Source organism: Streptomyces sp. NPDC088097 (genome assembly GCF_044741845.1).
Lineage (GTDB): Bacteria > Actinomycetota > Actinomycetes > Streptomycetales > Streptomycetaceae > Streptomyces.
In genome coordinates this window covers 1-25,697 of record NZ_JBIUTJ010000010.1, presented here as the reverse complement: position 1 = coordinate 25,697, position 25,697 = coordinate 1, and the positions used below count along the sequence as shown (strand labels likewise).

Sequence of the window (25,697 nt, the reverse complement as noted above, 5' to 3'; positions counted from 1 at the left end):
CCATGCCGGTGACAAAATCCACTCCCCTTATAACGGGCCAAACGCCGCATCCAGCTCGGTTGGGCACCGGGCTTTTGGATTGCTTTACCGGCAGTCCGCCGCGCCGGCCGTCGTCCCGGTGAACGTCGGGACGGGCGTGGGGGTTCCGGCGGTTCCGTTTCGGTTTTCCGCAGGGGTGTCCGAACCGTCCTCCGCGTCCTCCGCGGGGCCGCTCCGGCCCGCTCCCGCGGGCTCCGGCGCGGGCGGGGTCACCGTGAGGGGCCGGTCCATCCGCAACCGCTCGAACAGGAGGGTCGCGTCGGGCTCCAGCAGCTCGTCCCGGTTCGGATTGGGAGCGTACGACTTGCGCGGAACCGTGAGGAACCTGATTTGATCGGTGGGTATGTCCCTTACGTTCCGCACCAGTTCGTACAGGCCGCGCAGCGAGGCCAGCCCCGGGTCGGTGGTCAACGAGGAGGTGGCCGCGTCCAGCAGCGGGTAGAGCCGCGTCGGATTCAGCAACACCCCGTTGCTCTGCACCTTCTTCACGAGGGATCCGACGAACTGCTGCTGGCGCCCGATCCGTTCGGTGTCACTGCCGTTGCCCAGGCTGTGCCTGGCCCGGACGAAGCCGAGCGCCTGCTCGCCGTGGAGCACCTGGCGGCCCGCCGAGAGCTTCAGGCGGGCCTCGGTGTCGTCCACCGGCTGCCGCAGGCACACCTCCACCCCGCCGACGGCGTCGACCATGCGCTTGAACCCGCCGAAGTCGATCACCATGTGGTGGTCGACGCGGATCCCCGTGAGCTTCTCGACCGTACGGATCGTGCAGGCGGCCCCGCCCCACTCGAAGGACCAGTTGAACTGGGCGAACATCTCCCCCGTGCGGGTGCCGTCCGCCTTCAGGCAGCTCGGCACCTCCGTCATCAGGTCGCGGGGTATCGAGACGGCCGTCGCGCTCTTCCGGTCGGCGGGCAGGTGCAGCAGCATCGTGGTGTCGGAGCGCTGCGTGCCCTTGTCCGCGCCGTACCCGGAGTTCCGGCCGGAGCGGGAGTCCGAGCCGATGATCAGGATGTTCTGGGCGCCGGTGGCGAAGTTCTGCGGGCGTTCGCGCTCGTAGCGGCGCAGCTCGGCCTCGGCCGAGGTGTCCGCGTGGATGTTGCCCTCCAGCTTGGAGTAGATCCACCACCCGGTCCCGGCCCCCAGCAGGACCAGCAGGGCGACTCCGAGTCCGATCCAGCGCAGCGTCCGGCGCCGACGACCCCGAGGAGACTTTCCCGCTCCTCCGGTCGCCGTGGCGCCGCCCGGTATGCCCGCGCTGTCCGTCACTCGTGTCCGTCCCCTCGCCGCACCGGCCGACAGCCGTACGCGGAGGGCACGGCCTGAGCCGATCCTGCCCCGAGGTGCCCGGGACGGCCCGGGGGCGAGGGCCCGGACGAGGCCGCGCGGGGGGCGGATCGGCCTGGTCCGGGGGTGGGCGGCGACGGGGCGAAGTTAGACCGTGTGGGTGACGCGCTCGCTCTCGATCCGCTGCTCCAGCGCCTCCGGGGACAGCCGGTCCAGGTTCCGGCACAGGACGACCGAGCCGCCCGCCGCGAGGGCCTCGAACAGCCCGGCGGACAGTCCCGCCCAGGTGTCGTAGCCGAGGCCCGACAGGACCCGGGACCCGGTGGCGCCGCGCTTCGCGGCGTCCTCGCGGGCCCGGTCCACGAGGGCCGCGTACGAGAGCTCCTCGCCGCCCACCGCCAGCCCCGGGGCGTCGGCGTCCACCGGGACGAAGGGGGCGAAGCGGTCGCCCTGCCCCGGCACCTCCACGGCGTAGTCGGCGAACCCGGCCGGCGGCTGCGGGAAGCGGCCGCCCAGCGGGCGCAGTGCGAGCGCGACGCGCTCGCCGGAGCAGGCCAGGGCCTCCTCCAGGGTGTCGGGCCCGGACACGACGAGGTCCGCCCCGGCCGGATCCCCGCCCACGTCGGCGACGACGCCGACCGACGCGCAGGCGAGCAGCCACACGGCGCTCTGCCAGTGCGCGGGGAGCAGTAGACACAGCCGGTCGCCCGGCTCGGCGGCCAGGTCGCCCTGGAGCAGATTGGCGGTCTTGGCCACCCAATTGGCGAAGGTGGCGACGGACAATTCGACGCGCTCGCCCGTGGCGTCGTCGTAGAAGGTGACGAGGGGGCGGCCCGGATCGGCGGCGAGCGCGGATCGCAGCAGGTCGGCAGGGGTGCGGTCAGTGGCGTTCACCCGGCACAGGGTACGCGGGCCCGCCCACCCCCCGTCCCTCGTACGGGGGGTGCCCGATCCCCCGTACAGGGGAGGGCGTAACGGTGCATTATCGGACGGATCGTCAGTTCTCCGATGGCGCTTCACCCGTGGTGTGGCCAGCATCGCTTTCATGCGTGGATTCCTTGCTTCCTCGATCGGCGTCGCGACGGCTGCCGCACTGGCCCTGCCGCTCGCGCTCCCTACCCAGGCACTGGCCGCACCCGCCCCGGCCACGGTCACGGCCGCCCCCGTGGCCCCGGGCGGGGCCACCCAGTCGCTCCCGCTGGAGGCCGTCGGACCGGCGGGCGGCCGGATCCCGGGCGTCCCCGGCATGAGCGCCTCACCGGGCCTGCCCGAGACCCGGGGGCTGGCCGCGCGCGAGGTCGACACCTTCTCGATGGTCGGTGTCGTCTGGGACGACGCGACCGCCGAATTCCTCGGCCGGGTCCAGGTCCGCACCCGCGGCGCCGGCACGGAGACCTGGTCCGACTGGCAGGACGTCGAGACCCACAACAGCGAGCACGCCGCCGACCCCGACGCGGTGGAGCGCGGCTCCGGCCGGGTCCGGGGCAGCACCGCCCCCCTGTGGGTCGGGCCGTCCGACGGCGTGGAGGTCCGCGTCCAGGCCGAGACCGCCGGCCCCAAGCCTCGCTCGGCGTCCCGGCTTCCTTCGGGCATGCGGATCGAACTCGTCGACCCGGGAGCGGAGCGGGGGGCCGCGCCCGACGGCAAGAACGCGGGGATCCGGCCGGTGGAACGCCCGGCGCAGCGCCCGGTGGGCGACGACAAGGGGGACACGGAGGTCGGCCTGCCCGACATGACCATGGAGGCGGCCGAGTCCTCCTCGGCGAACGCCCCGCACGCCCCGCTGGGCGCGCTGGAGATCGGCGAGCTCGACAAGGCCGACTCGACCGCCGACGCGGTCCTGGCCTCCGACGGCGAACTCGAAGCGGCCGCCCGCCCGTACATCGGTCCGCGCCCCCGGATCGTCACGCGGCGCGGCTGGGGCGCGGACGAGTCCCTGCGCGAGTCGGGCTTCGTCTACACGAAGACCGTCAAGGCGGCGTTCGTCCACCACACGGCTTCCGGCAACAACTACGCCTGCAAGGACGCGCCGGCGGTGTTGCGGAGCCTCTACCGCTACCACGTGGTCAGCGAGGGGTGGCGCGACATCGGCTACAACTTCGCCGTCGACCGCTGCGGAACGGTCTACGAGGGCCGGTCGGGCGGAGTCTCCAAGGCGGTCCTCGGCGCGCACACCATGGGCTTCAACACGGACAGCATGGGCATCGCGGTGATCGGCACCTTCACGAACACGACCCCGCCGAAGGCGGCCGTGGACGCGGTCGCCCGGCTCACGGCCTGGAAGCTCGGCCTCTTCGGCGCGGACCCGCGCGGGAAGACCACCCTGAAGTCGGGCGGGGGCAACCTGTACGCGAAGGGCAGCAGCGTGAAGATGAACGTCATCTCGGGCCACCGCGACGGCTTCGCGACGGAATGCCCGGGCCGCCTCCTCTACAACCAGCTCCCCCCGACCCGCACCTCGTCGGCCAAACTCCAGGGCCGCTGACCACCCCCACCACCCGCCGGGGCACCCCACGCCGCCGCGTCGCCCCGCAGGCGTCCGAGGCGAGGCGGCGCGGCCCCGGTCACCCGACCCGCCCGCGCCCCGGCCACCACCGGCGCCCCCGCCACGGCCGCCGCCCACCCCAGCCCCGCCGGCGCTTAGGCGCGGGCCGCGAGCCCGGACCCGCCTCCCGCCACAGCCGCGTCCATCCCAGCCCCCGCCGTCGTTTGAGGCGCGGGGGTCCGGGTCCGGGGACGCGGGCCTTCCCCCGCCACGGCCGCCGCCCCACCCAGCCCCGCCGGCGCTTGAGGCGCGGGGCGCGGGCCCGGACCCTCCGCCGGCCTCCGTCCACCGCCGCCCCATCCCAGCCCCGCCGGCGCTTAGGCGCGGGGGTGTGGGGGCGGAGCCCCCGGGTGGGGAGCCGCACCGGCGTCCGAGGTGGGAACGGAGGAAGGGCGGGGCGGGGAGCGAGCCCCGCGCACGGGATGGACCGGCCCCCGCAGCCCCCCCGCCCGCCCCCGGCCAGGGGCTACGCTCGGGGGATGGAGCGACCCGGCGACCCCCTCACCCGCACGGCGGTCCGCGCCGGCCGCACCGCGTTCCCGACGGGCCCCGGCCGCAGCCACGAGTCCGGGTCCGGGGCCGCGTCCCGGTCCGCGTCCGGGTCCGCGTCGGGCGCCAAGGCCCGGATCTGGAGCCCCGAGGGCCCGCTGGACCTCGGCCTCACCCTGGGCCCCCTCAGACGTGGCCCCGCCGACCCCACCTTCCGCACCACCCCCGACGGCGCCGTCTGGCGGGCCACCCGTACCCCCGCCGGCCCCGCCACCCTCCGGATCTCCGCGGCCCCCGACGCCACGGTGGCCGCCGAAGCCTGGGGCGACGGCGCCGACTGGGCCCTGGAACGGCTGCCCGAACTGCTCGGCGCCGGCGACGACCCCACCGTCTTCGTGCCCCGCCACCGCCTCGTGCACGCCAGCCACCGCCGCCGTCCGGGCCTGCGCCTGACCCGTACCGGGCTGGTGCTGGAGTCCCTGATCCCGGTGGTGCTGGAGCAGAAGGTGACCAGCGACGAGGCGTACCGCGCCTGGCGCCGCCTGGTGCGCCAGTACGGGCAGCCCGCGCCCGGCCCCAGCCCGGACCTGTACGTGCCCCCGGACCCCCGTACCTGGGCGCTGATCCCGTCCTGGGACTGGCACCGCGCCGGAGTGGACTCGAAGCGTTCGGCCACCATCGTGCGGGCGGCCCGCGCGGCGGCCCGGCTGGAGGAGGCGGCCGGCATGGACCCGGAGCGGGCGGCGGCCCGACTTGAGGCCCTGCCCGGCGTCGGGCCCTGGACCTCCGCCGAGACCCTCCAGCGGAGCAACGGCGCCGCCGACGCCGTCACCACCGGCGACCTCCACCTCCCGGGGATCGTCGGCTACGCCCTCATCGGCGACCGGGACACCGGCGACGCCGAGATGCTGGAGCTGCTCGCCCCGTACGCGGGCCAACGCCACCGCGCGACCCGTCTGATCCTGCTCGCGGGCCGCACACCGCCCCGCCGCGCGCCCCGCATGCCCCGCGGCGACATCGGCAGGCTCTGAGCCCCCGCCCCGCACCCCACACCCCACGCCGCGGCGCCGCCGCGACACCTCACCGCACCTCGATGAACTCCTCCACCGGCCGCTCCGGCCGCTCCCGGGGCGGCTCGGCCGCGTGTCCCACGGCCACCGCCCCCATCGGATCCCAGTGCTCCGGCAGCCCGAGCACCTTGCGCACCACGTTCCGGCAGAACATCGTCGAGGACACCCAGGCCGAACCGAGCCGCTCGCCGGCCAGCGCGACCAGGAAGTTCTGCACGCCCGCCCCCGTCGCGACGACGAACATCTCCCGCTCGGCCGCGTCCCGCCGGGCGTGCCCGTAGTCGTGGGAGCCGTCCATGACCATGCAGGGCACCACCAGGTAGGGGGCGGCGCGCAGCACGTCCCCGCGCCGGACCCGCTTGGCGACGGACTCCTCGGACTTGCCGTCGCGGCGCAGGTCGGCGATCCACGCGTCCCGCATCGCGTCCAGCAGCTCCCGCCGGGCGCCCGGCGACTCCAGCAGTACGAACCGCCACGGGGTGGTGTGGTGCGGCGCGGGGGCCGTCACGGCGGCGGCCACGGCCCGGCGCACGGCGCCCGGGTCCACGGGCTCGTCGGTGAAGGCCCGTACGGTGCGCCGCTGGGTGACGGCCTCCCGTACGGCCTCCGAGGTACCGAGGCGGAACATGTCGTCGGCGGCGGCGCGCACCAGGTCGCGGGCGGTGGAGCCCTCGCCGCGCAGGTGGCCCAGCCCCCGCACCACCGCGACCGGCAGCCCGGCGGCCTTGCCCTTGACGAGGTCGCCGGCGGCGGCCAGTTCGTCGGCGGTGGCGACGACGGTCGAGCTCAGCGGGTTGCCGTGGCCGTCGGTGGCGCCGCGCAGGTCGTCGAGGACCCGCACGCCGGCCGCGCCGATGGCCACGTCGGTCAGCCCGGCCCGCCAGGGCCGGCCGAAGGTGTCGGTCACCACGACCCCGACGTCCACGGCCAGCCGCTCGCGCAGCCCCCCGCGGAGGGCGGCGGCCGAGGCGTCGGGGTCCTCGGGCAGCAGCAGTACGGTGCCGGGCTCGGTGTTGGAGGCGTCGACCCCGGCGGCCGCCATGACCAGCCCCTGGCGGTTCTCCACGATCCGCAGGGGGCCGCGGCGCGCGACGACCCGTACGGTCTCGGCGTCGATGGCCTCCTCGCGGGAGTCGGCGCGGACGATCCTGCCCTCGGCCTTGGAGACGATCTTCGAGGTGACCAGCAGGACGTCCCCGTCGCGCAGGTCCGGCGCGGCGGCGGCGATCAGCGCGGCCAGGTCGTCGCCCGGCCGGACCTCGGGGATCCCGGGGAGCGCCCGGACCTCGTACGAGGGAGCGGTCACCGGGAGGACTCCGCCAGTTCCAGCGCGGCGCGGGCCATCGCGGCGGTGGCGTCGAGGTCGGTCATCATCAGCGGGACCGCACGGCAGGTGATCCCGGCGGCCTCGACCTCGGCGACGGAGTCCGCGTCGGCGGTGTCCACGAGCCAACCGTCGAGCAGACCGGTCCCGTAGTGCAGGGCGACGGCGGCGGCGGTGGACTCGACGCCGACGGCGGCCAGCACCTTGTCGGCCATCCCGCGCACGGGCGCGCCCCCGACGATGGGGGAGAGGCCGACGACGGGGGCGTCGGCGGCGGCCACGGCCTCGCGGATGCCGGGCACGGAGAGGATGGTGCCGACGGACACGACGGGGTTCGAGGGCGGGAAGACGATCACGTCGGCGGCGGCGATGGCCTCCAGCACTCCGGGGGCCGGCTTGGCCCGGTCGGCGCCCACGGGCACCACGGCCTCGGCGTCCACCGCGGCACGCATCCGGACCCAGTACTCCTGGAAGTGGATGACCTTGCGCTCGCCGCTGTCGGGATCGGTGATCGCGACGTGGGTCTCGACCCGGTCGTCGGACATGGGCAGCAGCCGGACGCCGGGCTGCCAGCGGTCGCACAGGGCCTCGGTGACGGCGCTGAGCGGGTAGCCCGCGCCGAGCATCTGCGTACGGACGATGTGGGTGGCGAAGTCGCGGTCCCCGAGCCCGAACCAGGCGGGTCCGACCCCGTAGGCCGCGAGTTCCTCCTTGACGGTGAAGGACTCGTCGGTGCGGCCCCAGCCCTGGTCCTCGTTGATGCCACCGCCGAGGGTGTACATCACCGTGTCCAGATCGGGGCACACCTTCAGCCCGAACAGGTGAATGTCGTCACCGGTGTTGCCGATGACCGTGATGTCCGCGTCGGGGACGGCGACCTTGAGGCCACGGAGGAAACGGGCGCCGCCGATGCCGCCGGCCAGAACAACAATGCGCATGAGAACAGTCTGTCAGCCGCAGGCTGTCGATCGAGGGGCGGTGGTCGGGTGACGGGGGGGACTGTCAGCCGCAGGCTGTCGATCGAGGGGCGGTGGTCGGGTGACCGGCCGGACTCAGGCGGGTACGTGGTCCTCGCGGGCCGGGGAGCAGTGGCGCATCGGCATCTCGGTCAGCCCGGGGAAGTAGACGTGGAGGCTGACGGCCCCGTCGAGGGTGTCGTTGACCACCTCGTGGTCGTAGCCGGGGGCGAAGACGCGCTGGGCGCCGGGGCCCAGGGAGAGCGGGCCGCGCGCGCCGTGCTCGGTGAGTTCGCCGTCCAGGACGGTCAGGACGCCGGCGGAGTCGCCGTGGTCGTGGCGGCCGCTGCCCTGGCCGGGGACCCAGCTGAGCAGCCAGACCTCGTATCCGGGGCCGGTGCGCAGGCGGTGGTACCAGCGGGTGGTGGCGTCGTAGCGGACGAGGTGTTCCCAGCCGGCGCGGTCGGCGGCGATCTCGCGGGCGAGGCCGACGAACTCGGCGACGGTGGCGGGGTGCTCGCGGGCGGGCTGGAGGAGGTGCTGGACGGAGAGGATGTCGCCGGCGATCTGGAGGTCGCTCTCGACCGCGGTGGGGGCGGTGGCGGAGACGGCGGGAGCGAGGGCGTTGGGTGCGCTGTTCATCGTGGGGGTTCCTCGACGGATGTCAGTCGTGCGGGGCGATTGCCGTGGGGGAGGGGCCGGTGCTCGGACGGAGCCAGGCTCCGGAGGCATCAACAGCCGCAACAGCAACAGCGAACCTGGGCAGCCCACAGGAACCCACGAATGGGGATCCGGAAGGAGGCTGCGGGCGCTGACATGGCAACAAGGAGACCGGGGGACAGGCCTGACTGTCAACCCAATGTCCGTATTGCGAGAAAAGATTCACCTCATCCGGTTAGCGTGTGCGGAGAAAGGTTTGTGCACTCGATACCAGGGGATGTGCGCTCCAAGTCCTGCGCGATCCACACCCCCACCGGGTTCAAACCCGCCGCCGCCACTCGTGATCGGAATGTGATCCCCGCCGCAAAAACGGCCGGATCGCAACCCCGCTCGGGAGTGACGCGTAACTACCGGTGAGGGTGGCGCCCGCATGAGGCCAGTGGCATGTGTCACGATTTTTGGCGATATCAACACTTTCTGCATACGCTTGGTTCCGCAGAGTGAATAAGGCGCCCAATAGCAGATCTTGGCTTGACTGGGCAGGAGCCACGCACTTGTAATTTCACTCGTGTCGTTACGTAGCGATGAGTGACGGCAACACCACGGGGACGCACGAACAGAGCGAGGGGCGCACATGACCGAGCTGTTTCAGGAACTGCTGGTCGAGGAGGCGGACGAGGAGCTCGGATGGCAGGAGCGCGCACTCTGCGCCCAGACCGACCCCGAGTCCTTCTTTCCCGAGAAGGGCGGCTCCACCCGCGAAGCGAAGAAGGTCTGCCTCGCCTGCGAGGTCCGGTCCGAATGCCTTGAGTACGCCCTCGCCAACGACGAGCGATTCGGCATCTGGGGCGGTCTGTCCGAGCGTGAGCGCCGCCGGCTGAAGAAGGCAGCGGTCTGATCCGGCCGGCCCACTCCCACCAGGGCGGCCACGCCACCACGCACGAGATATCGAGCGCCCGGCCCCCCGCGGCGCCCGGCGGCCGGAGCGCGACCACCGGCGGCTCGACCCGCACAACTCGTACAACCCACACAACTCGCACAACCCGCACGACCGCCGGCACGACCCGCACGACCGGTGTCACCGGCAGTGCGACGGCCGTTGCCGACAGCACCCACCACGAGCACCCGCAGCAGAGCAAACGGTCCGCCTCCCGCACCTTCCCCGCAGGAGGCGGACCGTCGTGTTCCACACCTTCCCGACGGGAGGCGTACCCGGGTCTTCGCAGCCGTTAGTGTGGGGCGCTGTCCAGCAGCCTCCGAGGGCACACCACCCCCGGATCCCCGGCCGGAGGGCCCGTACCGCGATGTCCCTGCACAGCAACTCGACGGCCTCCCACCAGACGGCCGCGACCCCCGAGTTCCCCCGGCACGTCGTCACCGCGGTCCTCGTCGCCCATGACGGAGCCCGCTGGCTGCCCCAGACCCTCGCCGGGCTCCTCGCCCAGGAACGCCCCGCGCAGGCCCACGTCGCCGCGGACACCGGCAGCGCCGACGACTCCGCGCGCCTGCTCACCCAGGCCTTCGGCGACGACCGCGTCCTCCACCTCGCCCGCCGCACCGGCTTCGGCGCCGCCGTCGAGGAGGCCACCCGCACCGCGGGGGTGCTGACCCCCGAGGAACTGCCCTACCTCAAGCGCCCCAGCGGTTGGGACCCCGTCAGCCGCACCTGGCGCGACGACGCCTACGACCTCCCCGAACTCCCGCACGGCGAACCCGTCCAGTGGCTCTGGCTGCTCCACGACGACAGCGCGCCCGAGCCCGACGCCCTCGCCGAACTGCTGCGCGTCGCCGAGGAGAACCCCGAGGCCGCCGTCATCGGCCCGAAACTGCGCGGCTGGTACGACCGCAAGCAGCTCCTCGAAGCCGGCGTTACCATCGCCCGCAGCGGCCGCCGCTGGACCGGCCTCGACCGCCGCGAACAGGACCAGGGCCAACACGACCAGGTCCGCCGGGTCCTGTCCGTCTCCACCGCGGGCATGCTGGTGCGCCGCGACGTCTACGACACCCTCGGCGGCTTCGACCGCCGGCTGCCCCTCATGCGCGACGACGTCGACCTGTGCTGGCGCGCCCAGTCCGCCGGCCACGAGGTCCTCGTCGCCCCCGACGCCGTCATGCGTCACGCCGAGGCCTCCGCCCGCGAACGCCGCACCGTCGACTGCGCCGGCCGCTCCGCCGTCGGACCCCACCGCGTCGACAAGGCCGGCGCCGTCTACACGGTGCTGGCCAACTCCTCCGCCCGCGCCCTGCCGTACGTCCTGCTCCGCCTCCTCCTCGGCACCGCGCTGCGCACCCTCGGCTACCTCATCGGCAAGGCCCCCGGCCAGGCCGTCGACGAACTGACCGGCCTCCTCACCACCCTGCTGCGCCCCGGCCGGATCCTCGCGGCCCGCAGACGCCGCCGGCGGCCCGCCGTCCCCAACACCGACCTCCGCTTCGCCTTCCCGCCCCCCGGCGCCACCGTGCGCGCCAACGCCGAACAGCTCGCCGGGTACTTCGGCACCGACCGGGAGGCCGAAGCCGCCCCCGCGGGCCGGCACGGCGGAGCCGTCGAATCGGGACCCGGCGGCGACGACGCCGACTTCCTGGAACTCGAACAGTTCGGCCGGCTCAAGCGGCTCGCCCGCAAGCCCGCCCCCGTCCTCTTCGCGCTCCTCCTGCTGGTCTCCGTCGTGGCCTGCCGCGCCCTCCTCGGCGGCGGCACCCTCATGGGCGGCGCCCTGCTCCCCGCCCCCGACGGCGCGCTCGCCCTGTGGCGCGGCTACACCGGCGACTGGCAGCCCGTAGGCACCGGCACCACCGCCGGGGCGCCCCCCTACCTCGCGCTCCTCGCCGCCTTCTCCGCCCCGCTGTTCGGCTCCACCCACGCCGCGCTGACCCTGCTCCTGGTCTGCTCCGTCCCCCTCGCCGGCCTCACCGCCTACGTCGCCTCCCGCCCGCTCGTCGCCTCCCGACTGCTGCGCGCCTGGGCGGCGATCGCCTACGCCTTCCTCCCCGCCGTCACCGGAGCCCTCGCCGGCGGCCGCCTCGGCACCGCCGTCCTCGCCGTCCTGCTCCCCCTCGCCGCCCGCTCGGCCGTCACCGCCTTCGGGTTCGCCGACCGCGAGGAGGGCGGCGGTTGGCGCTCGGTGTGGACGTACACCCTGCTGTTGACCGTCGCCACCGCCTTCACCCCGGTCGTGTGGCCGCTCGCCGCCGTCCTCGGAGCCGCCGCGCTGGTCGCCCGCCGCGCCCGCTGGAAGACGTACGCCCTCCGGCTGCTCGCCACCCTCGCCGTACCGGTCCTCGTGCTCGCGCCCTGGTCGCTCGGCCTGCTCACCCACCCCGGCCGGCTCCTCGACGAGGCCGGACTGCCCTCGGCGGGCGGCTCCGCCGGCGCCCTCGACCTCCTCGGCGTCAACCCCGGCGGACCCGGCACCCCCGCCGCGATCCTCCTCGCCGGACTCGTGGTCGCCGCCCTCGCCGCCCTCATCCGCGCCGACCGCACCTTCGCCGTCCGCACCGCCTGGGCCGTCGCCCTGACGGGGCTGCTCCTCGCCGTGCTGCTCAACCGCGGCGGCTGGGCCGGTCCCGCCACGCTCCTCTACGGGCTCGGCCTGCTCGCGGCGGCCGTCCTCGGCGCCGACGGAGCCAAGCACCGGGTCGCCACCCGCAGCTTCGGCTGGCGCCAACCCCTCGCCGTGCTCGTCGCCCTCGCGGCCGCCGCCGGCCCCCTCTGCGCGGCCGCAGCCTGGATGACAGCCGGCGCCGACGGCCCCCTCGGTCGCCGCGACCCCGTCCAGGTCCCCGCGTTCGTCGCCGCCCAGTCCGAGGACAGCAACCGCACCCGCACCCTCGTCCTCGGCGGGGACTCCCCGGCCACCGTCTCCTACAGCCTGGTCCGCGGCCCCGGCGTCCGCCTCGGCGACGCCGAACTCCTCGCCGAGGCGGGCTCCGAGCCCCGTCTCGCCAAGGCCGTCGCCGGACTCGTGTCCGGCTCCGGCGCCGACCAGTCCGAACAGCTCGGCGCCTTCGCCGTCCGCTACGTGATGATCCCGGCGGGCGGCCCCGACGCCATGCGGCAGATCCTCGACGCCACCCCCGGCCTGCGCCAGCGCCACCAGGAGGACGGCACCGCCGTCTGGGAGGTCCAGCGCCTCCCCGCCCGCGTCGCGATCGTCCCCGGCAAGCGCGGCCAGGCCCCCACCGCCGTCGACGCCGGACCCGTCGAGGTCCACGCCAAGATCCCCGCCGGCGAGGAGGGCCGCACCCTGCGCGTCGCCGACCGGGCTGACCCGGGCTGGCGCGCCACCCTCGACGGCCGACCCCTCACCCCCAAGACCCTCGACGGCTGGGCCCAGGGCTTCGCCCTCCCGGCCTCCGGCGGACGCCTCGACCTCGTCCACGAGGACTCCCTCGCCCGCGACGCCTGGCACTGGGCCCAGGGCGCCCTGGCCCTGGTCCTGCTCGTCATGGCCCTGCCCGGCCGCAGCGCCCGCCTCGACGACGACCTGCCCGAGGAGGACGCCGAGGCCGGCTCCCCGACGGGCGACGAGTCCGGCGGGGGCCGCCGGGCCCGTCGCCTGCGCGCCTCCGACGGGCCCGAGCCCGAACCGGCCCCGACCGAGGCCGTCGCCGACCCCTACGCCGCGATCCCGGCGCAGCAGGTCTACGGGGAGGAGGCGTACGCGTACCAGGAGCCCTACGGCCAAGGCACGCAGCAACCCCCGTACGAGGCCCACCCGGAACAGCCGTACGCCCAGCCGTACCCGTACCCGCAGCAGGACCACGGACAGCAGGGCCACGAGCAACAGGGCCACGAGCAACAGGGCTACGGACAGCCGGCCCACCAACAGCCGGGCTACGAACAGTCGGGCTACGAACAACAGGGTTACGAACAACAGGGCTACGCACAGCAGGGACAACAGGGCTACGCACAGCAGCCCCCCTTCCCCCAGCAGCACCAGCCCGAGCAGGAGTACCAGCCCCAGCAGCAGTACCCGTACGCGCAGCAGTCGGGCTACGACGCCCACGGACAGCACGACCCGCGTCCCGACGGGAGCCCCCAGCAGTGAAGAAGCGCGCCCCCCTGACCCTGGCGGCCGTGACGGCGGCGCTGGCCGCCGTCACCGGCCTGGCCTTCCTCACCGCCCCCTCCGCCGCCCCGGCGGCCGGCTCCGGTCGGGACACCGCCGCGCGGATGCCCGTCGAGCGCTCCGTCCTGGTCTGCCCGGCACCCAGCTCCTCCGACATCGCCGAGACCACCTACACCTCCCTGACCCCCGGCAAGGTCGGCGGCAAGGGCACGGCCCGGCTGCTAACCAAGGAGGGCAAGGCCGTCCTGGAGCCGAAGGCCCCCGGCAAGCCGGTCGGCGCCACCGCCTCCGGCGCCGAGGCCCCCGCCCTGACCGGCGCCGCCGACGGGATCCTCGCCCCCGGCTGGACCGCCCAGCAGACCACCAAGGTCGCGGTCGGCCAGGCCCGCGGCCTGCTCGGGGTGGCCTGCACCGCGCCCGGCAGCGACTTCTGGTTCCCGGGCGTCAGCACCGCCAAGGGCCGCCAGGACTACATCCACCTCACCAACCCGGACGACACCGTCGCCGAGGTCGACATCAAGCTCTACGGTCCCGACGGGCTGCTCAAGGCCAAGCCGGGAACCGCCGACACCGTCATCGCGGTCGACCCCCGCTCCAGCACCAAGGTGTTGCTCTCCTCACTGGCCCCCGACGCCCAACTCGCCGACCTCACCGCGCACGTGACGACCGGCTCGGGTCGTGTGGGAGCCTCCGCGCAGATCGCCGAGGACGGGGTCGGCGCCGACTGGCTCCCGGCCTCGGCCGGCCCCGCCGGATCGGTGGTGCTGCCGGGCATCCCGGCGGACGCCACCTCCGTACGACTGGTGGCCTTCACCCCCTCCGAGGACGACGCGGACCTCTCCCTCAGGCTGGCCGGCGCCACCGGCTCGATCAGCCCGGCCGGCAACGAGCAACTGCACGTCAAGGGCGGGATGACGGCCGCCGTCGACCTCAAGGACCTCACCCGGGGCGAGAGCGGCTCCCTGGTGCTGACCCCCACCGACGCGAAGAAGCCCACCCCCCTGGTCGCCGCCCTGCGCGTGGTGCGCGGCACGGCGCCCAAGCAGGAGCTGGGCTTCATCGCGGCGAGCGACCCGGTCGGAGCCCGGGCCACCGTCGCGGACAACCGCGCCGACGACAAGGCCACCGTGCTCGCCCTCACCGCGCGCGGAGCCGACGCCAAGGTCCGCGTCACCGCCTCGGCGGGCACCGAGGGCGGGGAGCCGGCCGTCAAGGAGGTCACAGTCAAGGCGGGCACCACCCTGACCCTGGCCCCGCCGCCCGCCCCGGCGGGGGGCAAGGGCGCCTACGCGTTGACGCTGGAGACCCTCTCCGGCGGACCGGTCCACGCCGCCCGCACCCTCACCCTCCCGCACGAGGGCATCCCCATGTTCACCGTGCAGTCCTTCGTCGACGACCGCTCCACGGTCGCCGTCCCGAAGGCCGTCGAGGACCCCTCGATCCTGATCCGCTGAGCGGTCCACCGCACCGGCCCCGCCACCGCACCGGCCCCCGCCGCGCGCAGGACCCTCAGTCCTGCCCGTAGCGGGGGTCGACCGTCTCCGGGGACAGCCCGAGCAGCTCCGCGACCTGCTCCACGACGATCTCGTGCACCAGCAGCGCCTTCTCGTCCCGCGTCTTCGCCCGGATCTCCACCGGCCGCCGGAACACCACCACCCGCGCCGGACGCCCGTCGCGGGCCTCCACCAGCCCGCCCAACGGCACCGCCTCGTCGTTCCAGCCGCCGTCCGGACCGCCGGGCGGCCCCGGTACGTCGGCGATCACGAACTCCACCTCGTCCAGCTGCGGCCAGCGCCGCTCCAGCCGCTCCACGGAGTCCCGTACGAGGTCGCCGAAGAGCTCCGCCCGGCTCGCCGCCAGCGGCACCTGCGGGGGCGCCAACGGCCCGCGCATCCCCCGTCCGTGCCGATCGCGCCGGCGCGGTCCGGGCTCACGCGGGGGAGGGGCCGGGGCCACGGGAGGGAGGGGGGGAATCTGGCTGTCCGTCACCCCCGCAGACTAGCTCTCACCCCGCCGACCGGCAGGGCCTCGATCAGGTCGGGGGCCGGTGTCGCGCCCGCCCCGCACCCCGCACGATCCGTCCGGGACCGGGCACCGGCCCGGACCCGCGGCCTCCCCGCCGCCGGGCCCCGCGCCCACGACACGGGGCCGGGCGGGGGGTGAGTCGTCGCGGCCCGGTCAAGAGTGAGGTACCGTCCAACGTCGTGAGCCTTGTACGTCGCTGTTCGCGCACCGCGTGCGGCCGCCCTGCCGTCGCCACACTGACGTACGTCTACGCCGACTCGACCGCAGTTCTCGGCCCGCTCGCCACCTACGCCGAACCCCACTGTTACGACCTGTGCGCTCCGCACTCCGAGCGCCTGACCGCCCCGCGCGGGTGGGAAGTCGTACGCCTGACGGACGGTTCGGGCCCGGCACGCCCCAGCGGCGACGACCTCGAAGCCCTGGCCAACGCCGTGCGCGAGGCCGCCCGTCCGCCCGAGCGCGCGGCCGAGGCCGGCGGCTCCGCCGGCGGCCCCCCGGTGACCGGTGAGACCCGCCGCGGTCACCTGCGCGTCCTGCGCTCGCCCGATTCCTGACCATCGGATCGTCTGAAGAGCCGCTCTGCGCACAGGGTAGGTTTGCCCCACCGCACAGACACCTTCAGGAGGGCAGGCAGTGGCCGCAGATCTTTCGAACATCGTCAAGGCTTATGACGTTCGGGGCGTCGTACCGGACGAATGGGACGAGCCCCTTGCCGAATTGTTCGGTGCGGCGTTCGTCGAGGTCACCGGAGCCACGGCGATCGTCATCGGCCACGACATGCGCCCCTCCTCGCCCGGCCTGTCCGCCGCCTTCGCCCGCGGCGCGGCCGCCCGCGGGGTCGACGTGACCCTCATCGGCCTGTGCTCCACCGACCAGCTGTACTACGCCTCCGGCAAGCTGGACCTGCCCGGCGCGATGTTCACCGCCTCGCACAACCCGGCCCAGTACAACGGCATCAAGCTGTGCCGCGCCGGCGCCGCCCCGGTCGGCCAGGACACCGGCCTCGCCACCATCCGCGAGCTGGCCGAGAAGTGGACCGACGAGGGCGCCCCCGCGATCCCCGCCGGCACCACCGAGGGCACCGTCACCGAGCTGGACAGCCTTCCCGGCTACGCCGAGCACCTCAAGGGCCTGGTCGACCTCACCTCGATCCGCCCCCTCAAGGTCGTCGTGGACGCGGGCAACGGCATGGGCGGCCACACCGTCCCCACCGTCTTCGCGGGCCTCCCGCTGGACCTCGTCCCCATGTACTTCGAGCTGGACGGGACCTTCCCCAACCACGAGGCCAACCCCCTCGACCCGAAGAACATCGTCGACCTCCAGGCGCGCGTGCTCGCCGAGGGCGCCGACCTCGGTCTGGCCTTCGACGGCGACGCCGACCGCTGCTTCGTCGTCGACGAGCTGGGCGCGGGCGTCTCCCCGTCCGCCATCACCGCCCTCGTCGCGGCCCGCGAGCTGGCCCGCAACGGCGGCAAGGGCACGATCATCCACAACCTGATCACCTCGTGGTCGGTCCCCGAGGTCGTCCGCGAGCACGGCGGCACCCCGGTCCGCACCCGCGTCGGCCACTCCTTCATCAAGGAGGAGATGGCCACCTCCGGCGCCATCTTCGGCGGCGAGCACTCGGCGCACTACTACTTCAAGGACTTCTGGAACGCGGACACCGGCATGCTGGCCGCGCTCCACGTCCTCGCGGCCCTCGGCGGCCAGGACGGCCCGCTCTCCGAGCTGGTCTCCTCCTACGACCGCTACGTCGGCTCCGGCGAGATCAACTCCACCGTCGCCGACCAGGCGGGCCGCACCGCCGTCGTCAAGGCCGCGTACGCCGACCAGGACGGCATCACCTTCGACGAGCTGGACGGCCTCACGGTCTCCGCCGCCGACTGGTGGTTCAACCTCCGCCCCTCGAACACCGAGCCGCTGCTGCGCCTCAACGTCGAGGCCCGCGACGAGGCGGGCCTGGCGAAGGTCCGCGACGAGGTCCTCGCCCTCGTCCGCGCCTGACCCACCGGGCCCACCGGCCCCACCACCTCGCCCCGGGGCTCCGCTCCACGTGCCCGGCCCCGGCCCGGCTCCGCTCCGGCGGGGCCGGGTCCGGTCGTTCCGGGCCCGCCGGGGTTCGGGGCGCGGGGCCGCACCGCAGGTGACTCGGCGGTACGCTGACCTCGCCCGATCCGCACCCCGAAGGGAACCGCCCCATGCCGCTCGAAGCCGGCCTGCTGGAGATCCTCGCCTGCCCCGTCTGCCACGCCCCCCTCCGGGACAACTCGGCAGACGACACCGCGCCCGAGCTGATCTGCACCAGCCAGGACTGCGGCCTCGCGTACCCGGTCCGCGACGGCATCCCGGTCCTCCTCGTGGACGAGGCCCGCCGCCCCGCGTGACCCCGCCCGACCCGCGCCGCAGACCGCACACGCCGTCAACACCGCCGGAGGCCGCCATGCTCGACGAGTCGCTCCTCGACGCACCGGACGATCTCGCCCGGGCCGACCGCCGCGGTCTGCTCCGCGGCGCCGCCGAGGCCGGGGCCCGCGTCCGCACCGCCGCCCGGCACGCGATCGAGGCCGGCCTCGCGGACCTGCGCCCCGACGGCCGGCCCCGGTCCGTGCTCATCGCCGGACCCGGCACCGCCGCGACCGGAGTCGCCGACCTCCTCGGCGCCCTCGCCGGAGCCTCCGCCCCGGTGACCCGGCTCCACCCCACCGGCGTCGCCCACGCGGCCGGCGCCCTGCGCTGGACCCTCCCCGGCTGGGCCGGCCCCGTCGACCTGCTGCTCCTGGCCACCACCGACGGCACCGAGCCCGGCCTCGCGGTCCTCGCCGAGCAGGCCTACCGCCGCGGCTGCTCCGTCGTCGCCGTCGCCCCCGAGCGCTCCCCGCTCGCCGAGGCCGTGGACGGCGCGCACGGGATCCTCGTACCGATGGCCAAGGCCCCGTACCAGGAGTACGACGAGTCCGCCGCGGCCGGCCCCGGCGCCCTCTGGGCCCTGCTGACCCCGCTGCTGGTCCTCCTCGACAAGCTCGGCCTGGTTTCGGCTGCCCCCGACGCCCTCCAGCGCGTCGCCGACCGGCTCGACCGCACTGCCGAACGCTGCGGGCCGGCCGTCGTCACCTACTCCAACCCCGCCAAGACCCTCGCGTCCGAGCTCGCCGACTCCCTCCCGCTCATCTGGAGCGAGGGCGCCGCCGCGGCCCCCGCCGGCCGCCGCTTCGCCGCGACCCTCGCCGAACTGGCCGGCCGCCCCGCGCTCGCCGCCTCCCTGCCCGAGGCGCTCCCGGCCCACGGAGTGCTCCTCTCCGGAGCCTTCGCCGCCGGAGGCGACCCCGACGACTTCTTCCGCGACCGGGTGGACGAACCCCAAGCGTTCCGCGCCCGCATCGTCCTGCTGCGCGACCGGCCCACCGGCGGCCTCACGGCCGCCCCCGCCGCGCGGGAACTCGCCCTCAGCCACGACACGGCCATCAGCGAGATCGAACCGGAGGAAGGCGGAGAGCTGGAACAGCTCGCCGAACTCCTCGCCGTCACGGACTTCGCCACCGCCTACCTGGCGCTGGCCTCCGGGGGACACGCCTGAGGCGGCCACCCGTGCCGCCCCACCACCACATCCAGGAAGACGACGATGGACCGCCTGACGAACACGATCCGCCCCTACGCGTGGGGTTCCACCACCCTGATCCCCACCCTCCTGAAGGTGGAGCCCACCGGTGAACCCCAGGCCGAGATGTGGATGGGCGCCCACCCCGGCGCCCCCTCCCGCCTCGACCGCGGCCGGGGCGAGACCACCCTGTCGGCCGTCATCGCCGCCGATCCCGAGGGCGAGTTGGGCACCGCCGCCGTCGCCAAGTTCGGCCCGCGCCTGCCGTTCCTCCTCAAGCTCCTCGCCGCCGGCGCGCCGCTCTCCCTCCAGGTCCACCCCGACCTGGCCCAGGCGAAGGCCGGGTTCGAGGACGAGGAGCGGCGCGGCGTCCCGATCGACGCGGGCCACCGCAACTACAAGGACGCCAACCACAAGCCCGAGTTGATCTGCGCCCTGACCCCCTTCGACGGCCTGTGCGGCTTCCGCCCGCCGCTGGAGGCCGCCGCGCTCCTCGAAGGCCTCGGCGTCGACACCCTCAAGCCGTACGCGGACCTGCTGCGCGCCCACCCCGTCGAGGCGGCCCTGCGCGAGGTCCTCACCGCCGTCCTCACCGCCGACCGCGCCGAGATGGCCCGTACGGTCACCGAGGCCGCGGAAGCCGCCGAGCGGCTCGGCGGCCCGTACGAGCCCTACGCGGGCCTCGTCCACGACTACCCGGGCGACCCGGGCGTCATCGCGGCGATGCTCCTCAACCACGTACGGCTCCAGCCCGGCGAGGCCATGTTCCTCGGCGCCGGCATCCCCCACGCCTACCTCGACGGCCTCGGCGTGGAACTGATGGCCAACTCCGACAACGTGCTGCGCTGCGGGCTCACCCCCAAGCACGTGGACGTTCCCGAACTCCTCAAGGTGGTCCTCTTCCGGCCCACCGCCCCGGGCGTCCTGCGCCCCGAGAGCGACGTCGAAGAGGTCTACGAGACCCCCACCGACGAGTTCCGCCTCTCCCGCTTCCTGCTCGCCCCCGGCGGCGCTCCCCATACCCTCCCGGACACCACCCCGCAGATCCTGCTCTGCACCGCGGGCGCGCCGAAGGCCGGCGAACTGACCCTGGCCCCGGGTGAGTCGGTGTTCGTCCCGGCGGGCGAAAAGGTCGAACTGTCCGGAAACGGAACCGTCTTCCGCGCCACCATCCGCGTCTGACGTACCGTCGGCCACACGAACGGCTGCGAGAATGCGGCCGTATCCAGTGGCTAGGAAGGGACATCGGCACCCATGAGCGCGTCGGGCGGCACCAAGGCGATCGTGGCGGCACTCGCCGCCAACCTCGCCATCGCTGTGGCCAAATTCGTGGCATACCTCTTCAGCGGTTCCTCGTCGATGCTCGCCGAAAGCGTCCACTCGCTGGCGGACTCGGGCAACCAGGGACTGCTGCTCCTCGGAGGCAAGAAGGCCCAGCGCGAAGCGACCCCGCAACACCCCTTCGGATACGGGCGCGAGCGCTACATCTACGCCTTCCTCGTCTCCATCGTGCTCTTCACCGTCGGTGGCATGTTCGCCATCTACGAGGGCTACGAGAAGATCCACGAGCCGCACGCGATCGAGGCCTGGTACTGGCCCGTCGGCGTCCTCCTCTTCGCGATCGTCGCGGAGTCGTTCTCCTTCCGCACCGCGATCAAGGAGTCCAACGAGACCCGCGGGTCCCTCAGCTGGAGCCAGTTCATCAAGCGGGCCAAGGCCCCCGAGCTGCCCGTCGTCCTCCTGGAGGACCTCGGCGCGCTCATCGGCCTCGTGCTCGCCCTGGCCGGCGTGGGCCTCGCCCTGCTCACCGGCAACGGCGTCTGGGACGGCATCGGCACCCTGTGCATCGGCATCCTGCTGATCATCATCGCCATCGTGCTGGCCCTGGAGACCAAGTCGCTGCTCCTCGGCGAGGCCGCGGGCACCGAGCAGGTCGAGCAGATCAAGGCGGCCGTGGTCGACGGCCACACCGTCACCAAGGTGATCCACATGCGGACCCTGCACCTCGGACCCGAGGAACTGCTGGTCGCCGCCAAGATCGCCGTCCAGCACGACGACACGGCGACCGAGGTGGCCAACGCCATCAACGCCGCCGAGGCCCGCATCCGCGCGGCCGTCCCGATCGCCCGGGTGATCTACCTGGAGCCGGACATCTACCGCCCCGAGGCGGCCGCCGCCGGGGCGAGCCCCGAGCCGGCCCCCCGGGGCGACTGACCCGCTCCGGGGCCACACCACCCCCGGCCCCGGACACACGAAGGCCCCCGCAGCCGATCGCCGCGGGGGCCTCCGTACGTCCTGGGACCGTTCCTACGAGGGCACGTCCGCGCGCTCGTCGGCCGGACCCGCCGGCCGCGGGACGTCGTCCCCGTCGCCCGCCGCCCGCTCGGCCTCGGCCACCGAGCCCTGCGCCTGCACCGGCAGGACGACCGGCCGCGGGGCCCGCCCGCGCGCCCGCCGGGCCACGAACGCCAGCACACCGCCGGCGAGGAGCACCAACAGGCCCGCCAGCTGCCCCCACACCGCGAGCTTCGCCATCGGGTACGCCACCACCTTCGCGGTGACGGCGGCCACCGGGACGGGACCGTTGTTCGCGAACTGCGAGCCGTCCGAGTTCAGCCGGTTGTCGGCCATCAGGAAGACGTACCCCTTGGGCACCTTCACGTTGAAGGGCACCGTCGAGGGGTTGCGCCACTGCTCCAGGTACGGCTCGTCCAGCGGCGTGCCGTTCAGCACCAGCCGGTACTGGCCCGCCACCTTGCTGCTGACCTTGTACTGGATGCGGTCGCCGCCGACGGCCACGACCCGGTTCATCTGCGTCTTCTTCATGGACCACGGAACGGCGGCGAGGACCACGTCCCCCCGGCGCGGCCCGCCCTCGGCGACCGGTTCCAGGTAGAGGCCCTCCCCGTTGGTGTAGGTCGGTGTCATGGTCCAACCGACCTGCTCGCCCCGCGTGTACCGCGAGGGCGGGTCGACGGCCTTCGCCACCGTCACCCCCCCGAGGATGACCGCTCCGAGCACCAGCAGGACGATCGCCGCGATCCCGCGTCTGCGTCCTGGCCTGTGTTCCATTTCGTCCCTTCCGATGTACCTGCCTTGCATCGTAGGTCGACGCGGACACCGCAGATGCCGCCGGGGCCCCGGTGCGCCAAGTCGGTGGATACCGATTCGGACACTGCGCCCACGCCGTCGGGCCCCGTACCGGAGAGGTACGGGGCCCGACGGAACGGGCGGGCGCGGCGCCGGCTAGCGGATCTCGCGCAGCACGTCCAGGATGGCCGGCCCGTCCGGAGCGGACTGGAGCCGCTCGCGGAAACCGGTGCCCATCAGCTTGCGCGACAGCAGGGCCAGGATGCGCAGGTGCTCGTCCCCGGCGGCGGCCTCCGGCACCGAGATCATGAAGACCAGCCGGGCCTTCGTCCCGTCCAGGGCGCCCCACTCGATGCCCTCGTCGGACCGGGCGAAGCCGACCGTGGGCCGGACCACCGCGTCCGTCTTGGCGTGCGGGATGGCGATCGACTCGCCGAGGCCGGTGGTGCCCTGCGCCTCACGGGCCAGCGCCACCCGGACCAGCTCGTCCACGTCCCGGACGTTGCCGGTGCCGGCCAGCATCTCGGCCATCTCGCGGATGGCCGCCTCCTTCGAGTCCGAGACGAGCTGCGTCTTGACGGTCCGCTCGTCCAGGTAGCCCGACAGCACCTCGGCCTCGGCGGCCGGGGCGGAGACGGCGCCGGTGGTCCCGGTCGCTCTCACGGCCGTCGTACGGGCGGACGGGGCCGTACCGCCGGACCCGACGCCCGCGCCGACCCCGACCAGCACCGGCTCGGGCACGCCCGCCGGGGCGAGGGTCCGGGCCGCGCCGCCGTTGCGGCGCTCCTTCAGCTCGATCAGGGCGTTGGTGGTCAGCGCCGTGACCACGGTGCCCGCGACGATGGCGATCAGGAAGCCGATGACGCCGTCGATGGCGCCCAGCGCGGCCACGATCGGCCCGCCGTGCGGTACGTGGTCGCCCACGCCCGCCACGCCCGCGATGGCACCGGCCACCGCGCCGCCGAGCATGTTCGCCGGGATGACGATCGCCGGTCGCGCCGCCGCGAAGGGGATCGCGCCCTCCGAGATGCCGAACATGCCCATGAAGAGCGCCGCCATGCCGGTGTCGCGTTCCTGGTCGGAGTACAGCTTGCGGCGCAGCACCGTCGCCAGGCCCTGGCCGAGCGGCATGACCGGGATGGCCGCCGCGCACATGCCCATGACCGCGTAGTTGCCCGACGCGATGAGCCCCGTACCGAAGAGGAAGGCCGTCTTGTTGACCGGCCCGCCCATGTCGAAGGCGATCATCAGACCGAGGATCGCGCCGAGCAGGATCGCGCTGGTGCCGGTCATGCCGGAGAGCCAACCGGTCAGGGTCTCGAAGACCCAGGAGATCGGTTTGCCGATGACGTAGATGAAGAAGAGGCCCAGGGTCGTCGTCGCGACGATCGGGATCACGATGATCGGCATGATCGGCTGGACGACCTTAGGTACCTGGACCTTCTTGATCCACAGGACCAGATAACCGGCCAGGAAGCCCGTCACGATCGCACCGATGAAGCCCGCGCCCGACTTGGAGTCGTAGAGCGCGCCCGTGTTGGCGATGAAGCCGCCGATCATGCCGGGCACGAGCGCCGGCCGGTCGCCGATGGCGTACGCGATGTAACCGGACAGGATCGGGATCATCAGGGTGAAGCCGATGACGCCGATCTGGAAGACGTGGTCCCAGAAGGTGCCCGGGGTGACCACGTAGCCCTTGTCGGTCGCGTGACCGCCCAGGGCCAGCGCGATGGCGATCAGCAGACCGCCGACCACCACGAACGGGATCATGTACGAGACGCCGTTCATCAGCGCCTTGTAGGCGAGGCTGCGCTCCTTGCCCCCACCACCGGCGCCGCCGGCCGCGGCGGCCGTCCCGCTCTGGACCGGAGCGCTCTGGACGCGCTCGATCAGTTCCTTCGGCTTGTGCACACCGTCGGCCACGCCCGTGGACAGGACCCGCTTGCCGGCGAAGCGCTCGCGGTCGACCTCCTTGTCCGCGGCGATGATGACCCCGTCCGCCTCTCTGACATCGTTGTCAGAGAGCACGTTCTCGGCCCCGATCGAGCCCTGCGTCTCCACCTTCATGTCGACGCCGAGTTCGGCGGCGGCCTGCTGGAGCTTCTCCGCGGCCATGTACGTGTGGGCGATCCCCGTCGGGCAGGCCGTCACGGCCACGAACTTCAGGCGCCTGGAACCGCTCGCGCCCCCGCCACCGTTGGGGCCGGCTGGACTGGTCACTGGAATCTCCTTCATGCCATGGGTCCTGCGGGGATCGCCCGTACGGCCCGATCCAACGGCATCCTCCCCCGGACAGGGGTCGGATCAAAAGTCCGAAAGGCCCTCGACCTCGTCGCCGGAGGACCCGAATCCCCTCCGCTCCCATCGGCGACATCTTGCCGAACCGGCTGGGGCCGCTAGGCCGATCGGTGTAGATTCGACCCCAGTGTCAGGCGTCGCTGCTGATGGCGGTCGGGCGGTCCTCGTGACCGGCCGAGGGGAGAGAGGGCCCCCGACGGACTGTTGCTCTGTGTACGGTCCGCCCGTGCACGGCTCAGCCGTACCCACCCTCTCGAACCATGAGGAGCAGCACCCATGGACTTCAAGGTCGCAGACCTTTCCCTTGCCGCGTTCGGCCGCAAGGAGATCACCCTGGCCGAGCACGAGATGCCCGGCCTGATGTCGATCCGTCGCGAGTACGCCGCGACGCAGCCGCTCGCCGGCGCCCGCGTCACCGGCTCCCTGCACATGACGGTGCAGACGGCCGTGCTCATCGAGACCCTCGTCGCCCTCGGCGCCGACGTCCGCTGGGCCTCCTGCAACATCTTCTCCACCCAGGACCACGCGGCCGCCGCCATCGCGGTCGGCCCGAACGGCACCCCGGAGAACCCGCAGGGCGTCCCCGTCTTCGCCTGGAAGGGCGAGACGCTGGAGGAGTACTGGTGGTGCACGGAGCAGGCCCTGACCTGGCCGAACACCCCCACCGGCGGGCCGAACATGATCCTCGACGACGGTGGTGACGCCACCCTCCTCGTCCACAAGGGCGTCGAGTTCGAGAAGGCCGGCGCCGCTCCGGACCCCTCGACGGCGGACTCCGAGGAGTACGCGTACATCCTCACCCTGCTCAACCGCACCCTCGGCGAGGCCCCGCAGAAGTGGACGCAGCTCGCGTCCGAGATCCGCGGCGTCACGGAGGAGACCACCACCGGTGTCCACCGCCTCTACGAGATGATGGCCGAGGGCACGCTGCTGTTCCCGGCGATCAACGTGAACGACGCCGTGACGAAGTCGAAGTTCGACAACAAGTACGGCTGCCGGCACTCCCTGATCGACGGCATCAACCGGGCGACCGACGTCCTCATCGGCGGCAAGGTCGCCGTGGTCTTCGGCTACGGCGATGTCGGCAAGGGTTGTGCGGAGTCGCTGCGCGGCCAGGGCGCGCGTGTCATCGTCACCGAGATCGACCCGATCTGTGCCCTTCAGGCCGCCATGGACGGGTTCCAGGTCGCGAGGCTCGACGATGTGGTCGAGACCGCCGACATCTTCATCACGACCACGGGCAACAAGGA

The 25,697-nt window shown here is 73.7% G+C and carries 20 protein-coding genes; 12 read left to right on the top strand and 8 right to left on the bottom strand.

The window, feature by feature from the left end:
* Positions 1–84: 84 nt before the first annotated feature.
* On the bottom strand, positions 85–1,305 hold the full coding sequence (locus tag ACIOD1_RS24850) for an LCP family protein (RefSeq protein WP_401904681.1): 1,221 nt from the start codon (positions 1,303–1,305) through the stop codon (positions 85–87).
* Between the two features lie 165 nt (positions 1,306–1,470).
* Complete coding sequence (locus ACIOD1_RS24845) at positions 1,471–2,217, bottom strand: TIGR03089 family protein (protein ID WP_365620790.1); 747 nt, start codon at positions 2,215–2,217, stop codon at positions 1,471–1,473.
* A 151-nt stretch (positions 2,218–2,368) separates the two neighbouring features.
* Between ACIOD1_RS24845 and ACIOD1_RS24840 the strand changes: the two genes are divergently transcribed.
* Positions 2,369–3,808, top strand: a complete 1,440-nt coding sequence (locus ACIOD1_RS24840; RefSeq protein WP_365620787.1) for an N-acetylmuramoyl-L-alanine amidase — start codon at positions 2,369–2,371, stop codon at positions 3,806–3,808.
* 539 nt (positions 3,809–4,347) lie between these two features.
* A complete protein-coding gene (locus ACIOD1_RS24835; RefSeq protein WP_401904678.1) occupies positions 4,348–5,388 on the top strand; it encodes a DNA-3-methyladenine glycosylase family protein in 1,041 nt (346 codons plus the stop codon).
* 49 nt (positions 5,389–5,437) lie between these two features.
* Here ACIOD1_RS24835 and ACIOD1_RS24830 read toward each other — a convergent pair whose 3' ends face one another.
* The 3 genes from ACIOD1_RS24830 to ACIOD1_RS24820 all read right to left on the bottom strand — a co-directional run bounded on the left by ACIOD1_RS24830 (position 5,438) and on the right by ACIOD1_RS24820 (position 8,349).
* On the bottom strand, positions 5,438–6,733 hold the full coding sequence (locus ACIOD1_RS24830; protein WP_401904676.1) for a coenzyme F420-0:L-glutamate ligase: 1,296 nt from the start codon (positions 6,731–6,733) through the stop codon (positions 5,438–5,440).
* On the bottom strand, positions 6,730–7,689 hold the full coding sequence (cofD, locus tag ACIOD1_RS24825) for a 2-phospho-L-lactate transferase (protein ID WP_365620778.1): 960 nt from the start codon (positions 7,687–7,689) through the stop codon (positions 6,730–6,732). The genes ACIOD1_RS24830 and cofD overlap by 4 nt, the downstream gene beginning before the upstream one ends.
* A gap of 114 nt (positions 7,690–7,803) precedes the next feature.
* Positions 7,804–8,349 carry a cysteine dioxygenase gene (locus ACIOD1_RS24820; protein WP_401904674.1) on the bottom strand — a complete coding sequence of 182 codons (546 nt, stop codon included), beginning with the start codon at positions 8,347–8,349 and terminating at the stop codon, positions 7,804–7,806.
* A gap of 652 nt (positions 8,350–9,001) precedes the next feature.
* On the opposite strand from ACIOD1_RS24820, the gene ACIOD1_RS24815 reads away from it, so the two are divergent.
* The 3 genes from ACIOD1_RS24815 (at position 9,002) to ACIOD1_RS24805 (ending at position 14,893) form a co-directional block, all read left to right on the top strand.
* A complete protein-coding gene (locus tag ACIOD1_RS24815; protein WP_003983763.1) occupies positions 9,002–9,265 on the top strand; it encodes a WhiB family transcriptional regulator in 264 nt (87 codons plus the stop codon).
* A gap of 406 nt (positions 9,266–9,671) precedes the next feature.
* The gene (locus ACIOD1_RS24810; RefSeq protein WP_401904672.1) at positions 9,672–13,418 is read left to right on the top strand and encodes a glycosyltransferase; all 3,747 of its coding nucleotides are present in this window, start codon (positions 9,672–9,674) and stop codon (positions 13,416–13,418) included.
* The gene (locus tag ACIOD1_RS24805; RefSeq protein ID WP_365620769.1) at positions 13,415–14,893 is read left to right on the top strand and encodes a DUF5719 family protein; all 1,479 of its coding nucleotides are present in this window, start codon (positions 13,415–13,417) and stop codon (positions 14,891–14,893) included. Before ACIOD1_RS24810 ends, ACIOD1_RS24805 begins: the two co-directional genes overlap by 4 nt.
* Positions 14,894–14,948: 55 nt before the next feature.
* Here ACIOD1_RS24805 and ACIOD1_RS24800 read toward each other — a convergent pair whose 3' ends face one another.
* Positions 14,949–15,332 carry a metallopeptidase family protein gene (locus tag ACIOD1_RS24800; protein WP_365620767.1) on the bottom strand — a complete coding sequence of 128 codons (384 nt, stop codon included), beginning with the start codon at positions 15,330–15,332 and terminating at the stop codon, positions 14,949–14,951.
* Between the two features lie 266 nt (positions 15,333–15,598).
* Between ACIOD1_RS24800 and ACIOD1_RS24795 the strand changes: the two genes are divergently transcribed.
* The 6 genes from ACIOD1_RS24795 (at position 15,599) to ACIOD1_RS24770 (ending at position 21,273) form a co-directional block, all read left to right on the top strand.
* A complete protein-coding gene (locus tag ACIOD1_RS24795; RefSeq protein WP_365620764.1) occupies positions 15,599–16,018 on the top strand; it encodes a DUF3499 domain-containing protein in 420 nt (139 codons plus the stop codon).
* Between the two features lie 79 nt (positions 16,019–16,097).
* Entirely contained in the window at positions 16,098–17,468 is a 1,371-nt protein-coding gene (locus ACIOD1_RS24790) for a phosphomannomutase/phosphoglucomutase (protein ID WP_365620761.1), read from the top strand.
* A gap of 194 nt (positions 17,469–17,662) precedes the next feature.
* Positions 17,663–17,848, top strand: coding sequence for a Trm112 family protein (locus ACIOD1_RS24785; protein ID WP_401904668.1), 186 nt, complete (start codon positions 17,663–17,665; stop codon positions 17,846–17,848).
* A gap of 56 nt (positions 17,849–17,904) precedes the next feature.
* The gene (locus ACIOD1_RS24780) at positions 17,905–19,038 is read left to right on the top strand and encodes an SIS domain-containing protein (RefSeq protein WP_365620755.1); all 1,134 of its coding nucleotides are present in this window, start codon (positions 17,905–17,907) and stop codon (positions 19,036–19,038) included.
* 45 nt (positions 19,039–19,083) lie between these two features.
* Complete coding sequence (manA, locus tag ACIOD1_RS24775; RefSeq protein WP_401904666.1) at positions 19,084–20,241, top strand: mannose-6-phosphate isomerase, class I; 1,158 nt, start codon at positions 19,084–19,086, stop codon at positions 20,239–20,241.
* A 72-nt stretch (positions 20,242–20,313) separates the two neighbouring features.
* Positions 20,314–21,273: a cation diffusion facilitator family transporter gene (locus ACIOD1_RS24770; protein ID WP_365620749.1), complete on the top strand. Its 960-nt coding sequence runs from the start codon at positions 20,314–20,316 to the stop codon at positions 21,271–21,273.
* 93 nt (positions 21,274–21,366) lie between these two features.
* Here the strand turns inward: ACIOD1_RS24770 and lepB are convergent, their stop codons facing one another.
* Both lepB and ACIOD1_RS24760 read right to left on the bottom strand, forming a co-directional pair.
* Complete coding sequence (gene lepB / locus ACIOD1_RS24765; RefSeq protein WP_401904664.1) at positions 21,367–22,131, bottom strand: signal peptidase I; 765 nt, start codon at positions 22,129–22,131, stop codon at positions 21,367–21,369.
* 174 nt (positions 22,132–22,305) lie between these two features.
* Positions 22,306–24,369, bottom strand: a complete 2,064-nt coding sequence (locus ACIOD1_RS24760) for a fructose-specific PTS transporter subunit EIIC (protein ID WP_401904662.1) — start codon at positions 24,367–24,369, stop codon at positions 22,306–22,308.
* A gap of 354 nt (positions 24,370–24,723) precedes the next feature.
* Here ACIOD1_RS24760 and ACIOD1_RS24755 point away from each other — a divergent pair.
* The coding region (locus ACIOD1_RS24755; RefSeq protein WP_365620740.1) for an adenosylhomocysteinase at positions 24,724–25,697 on the top strand (974 nt) is incomplete at its 3' end.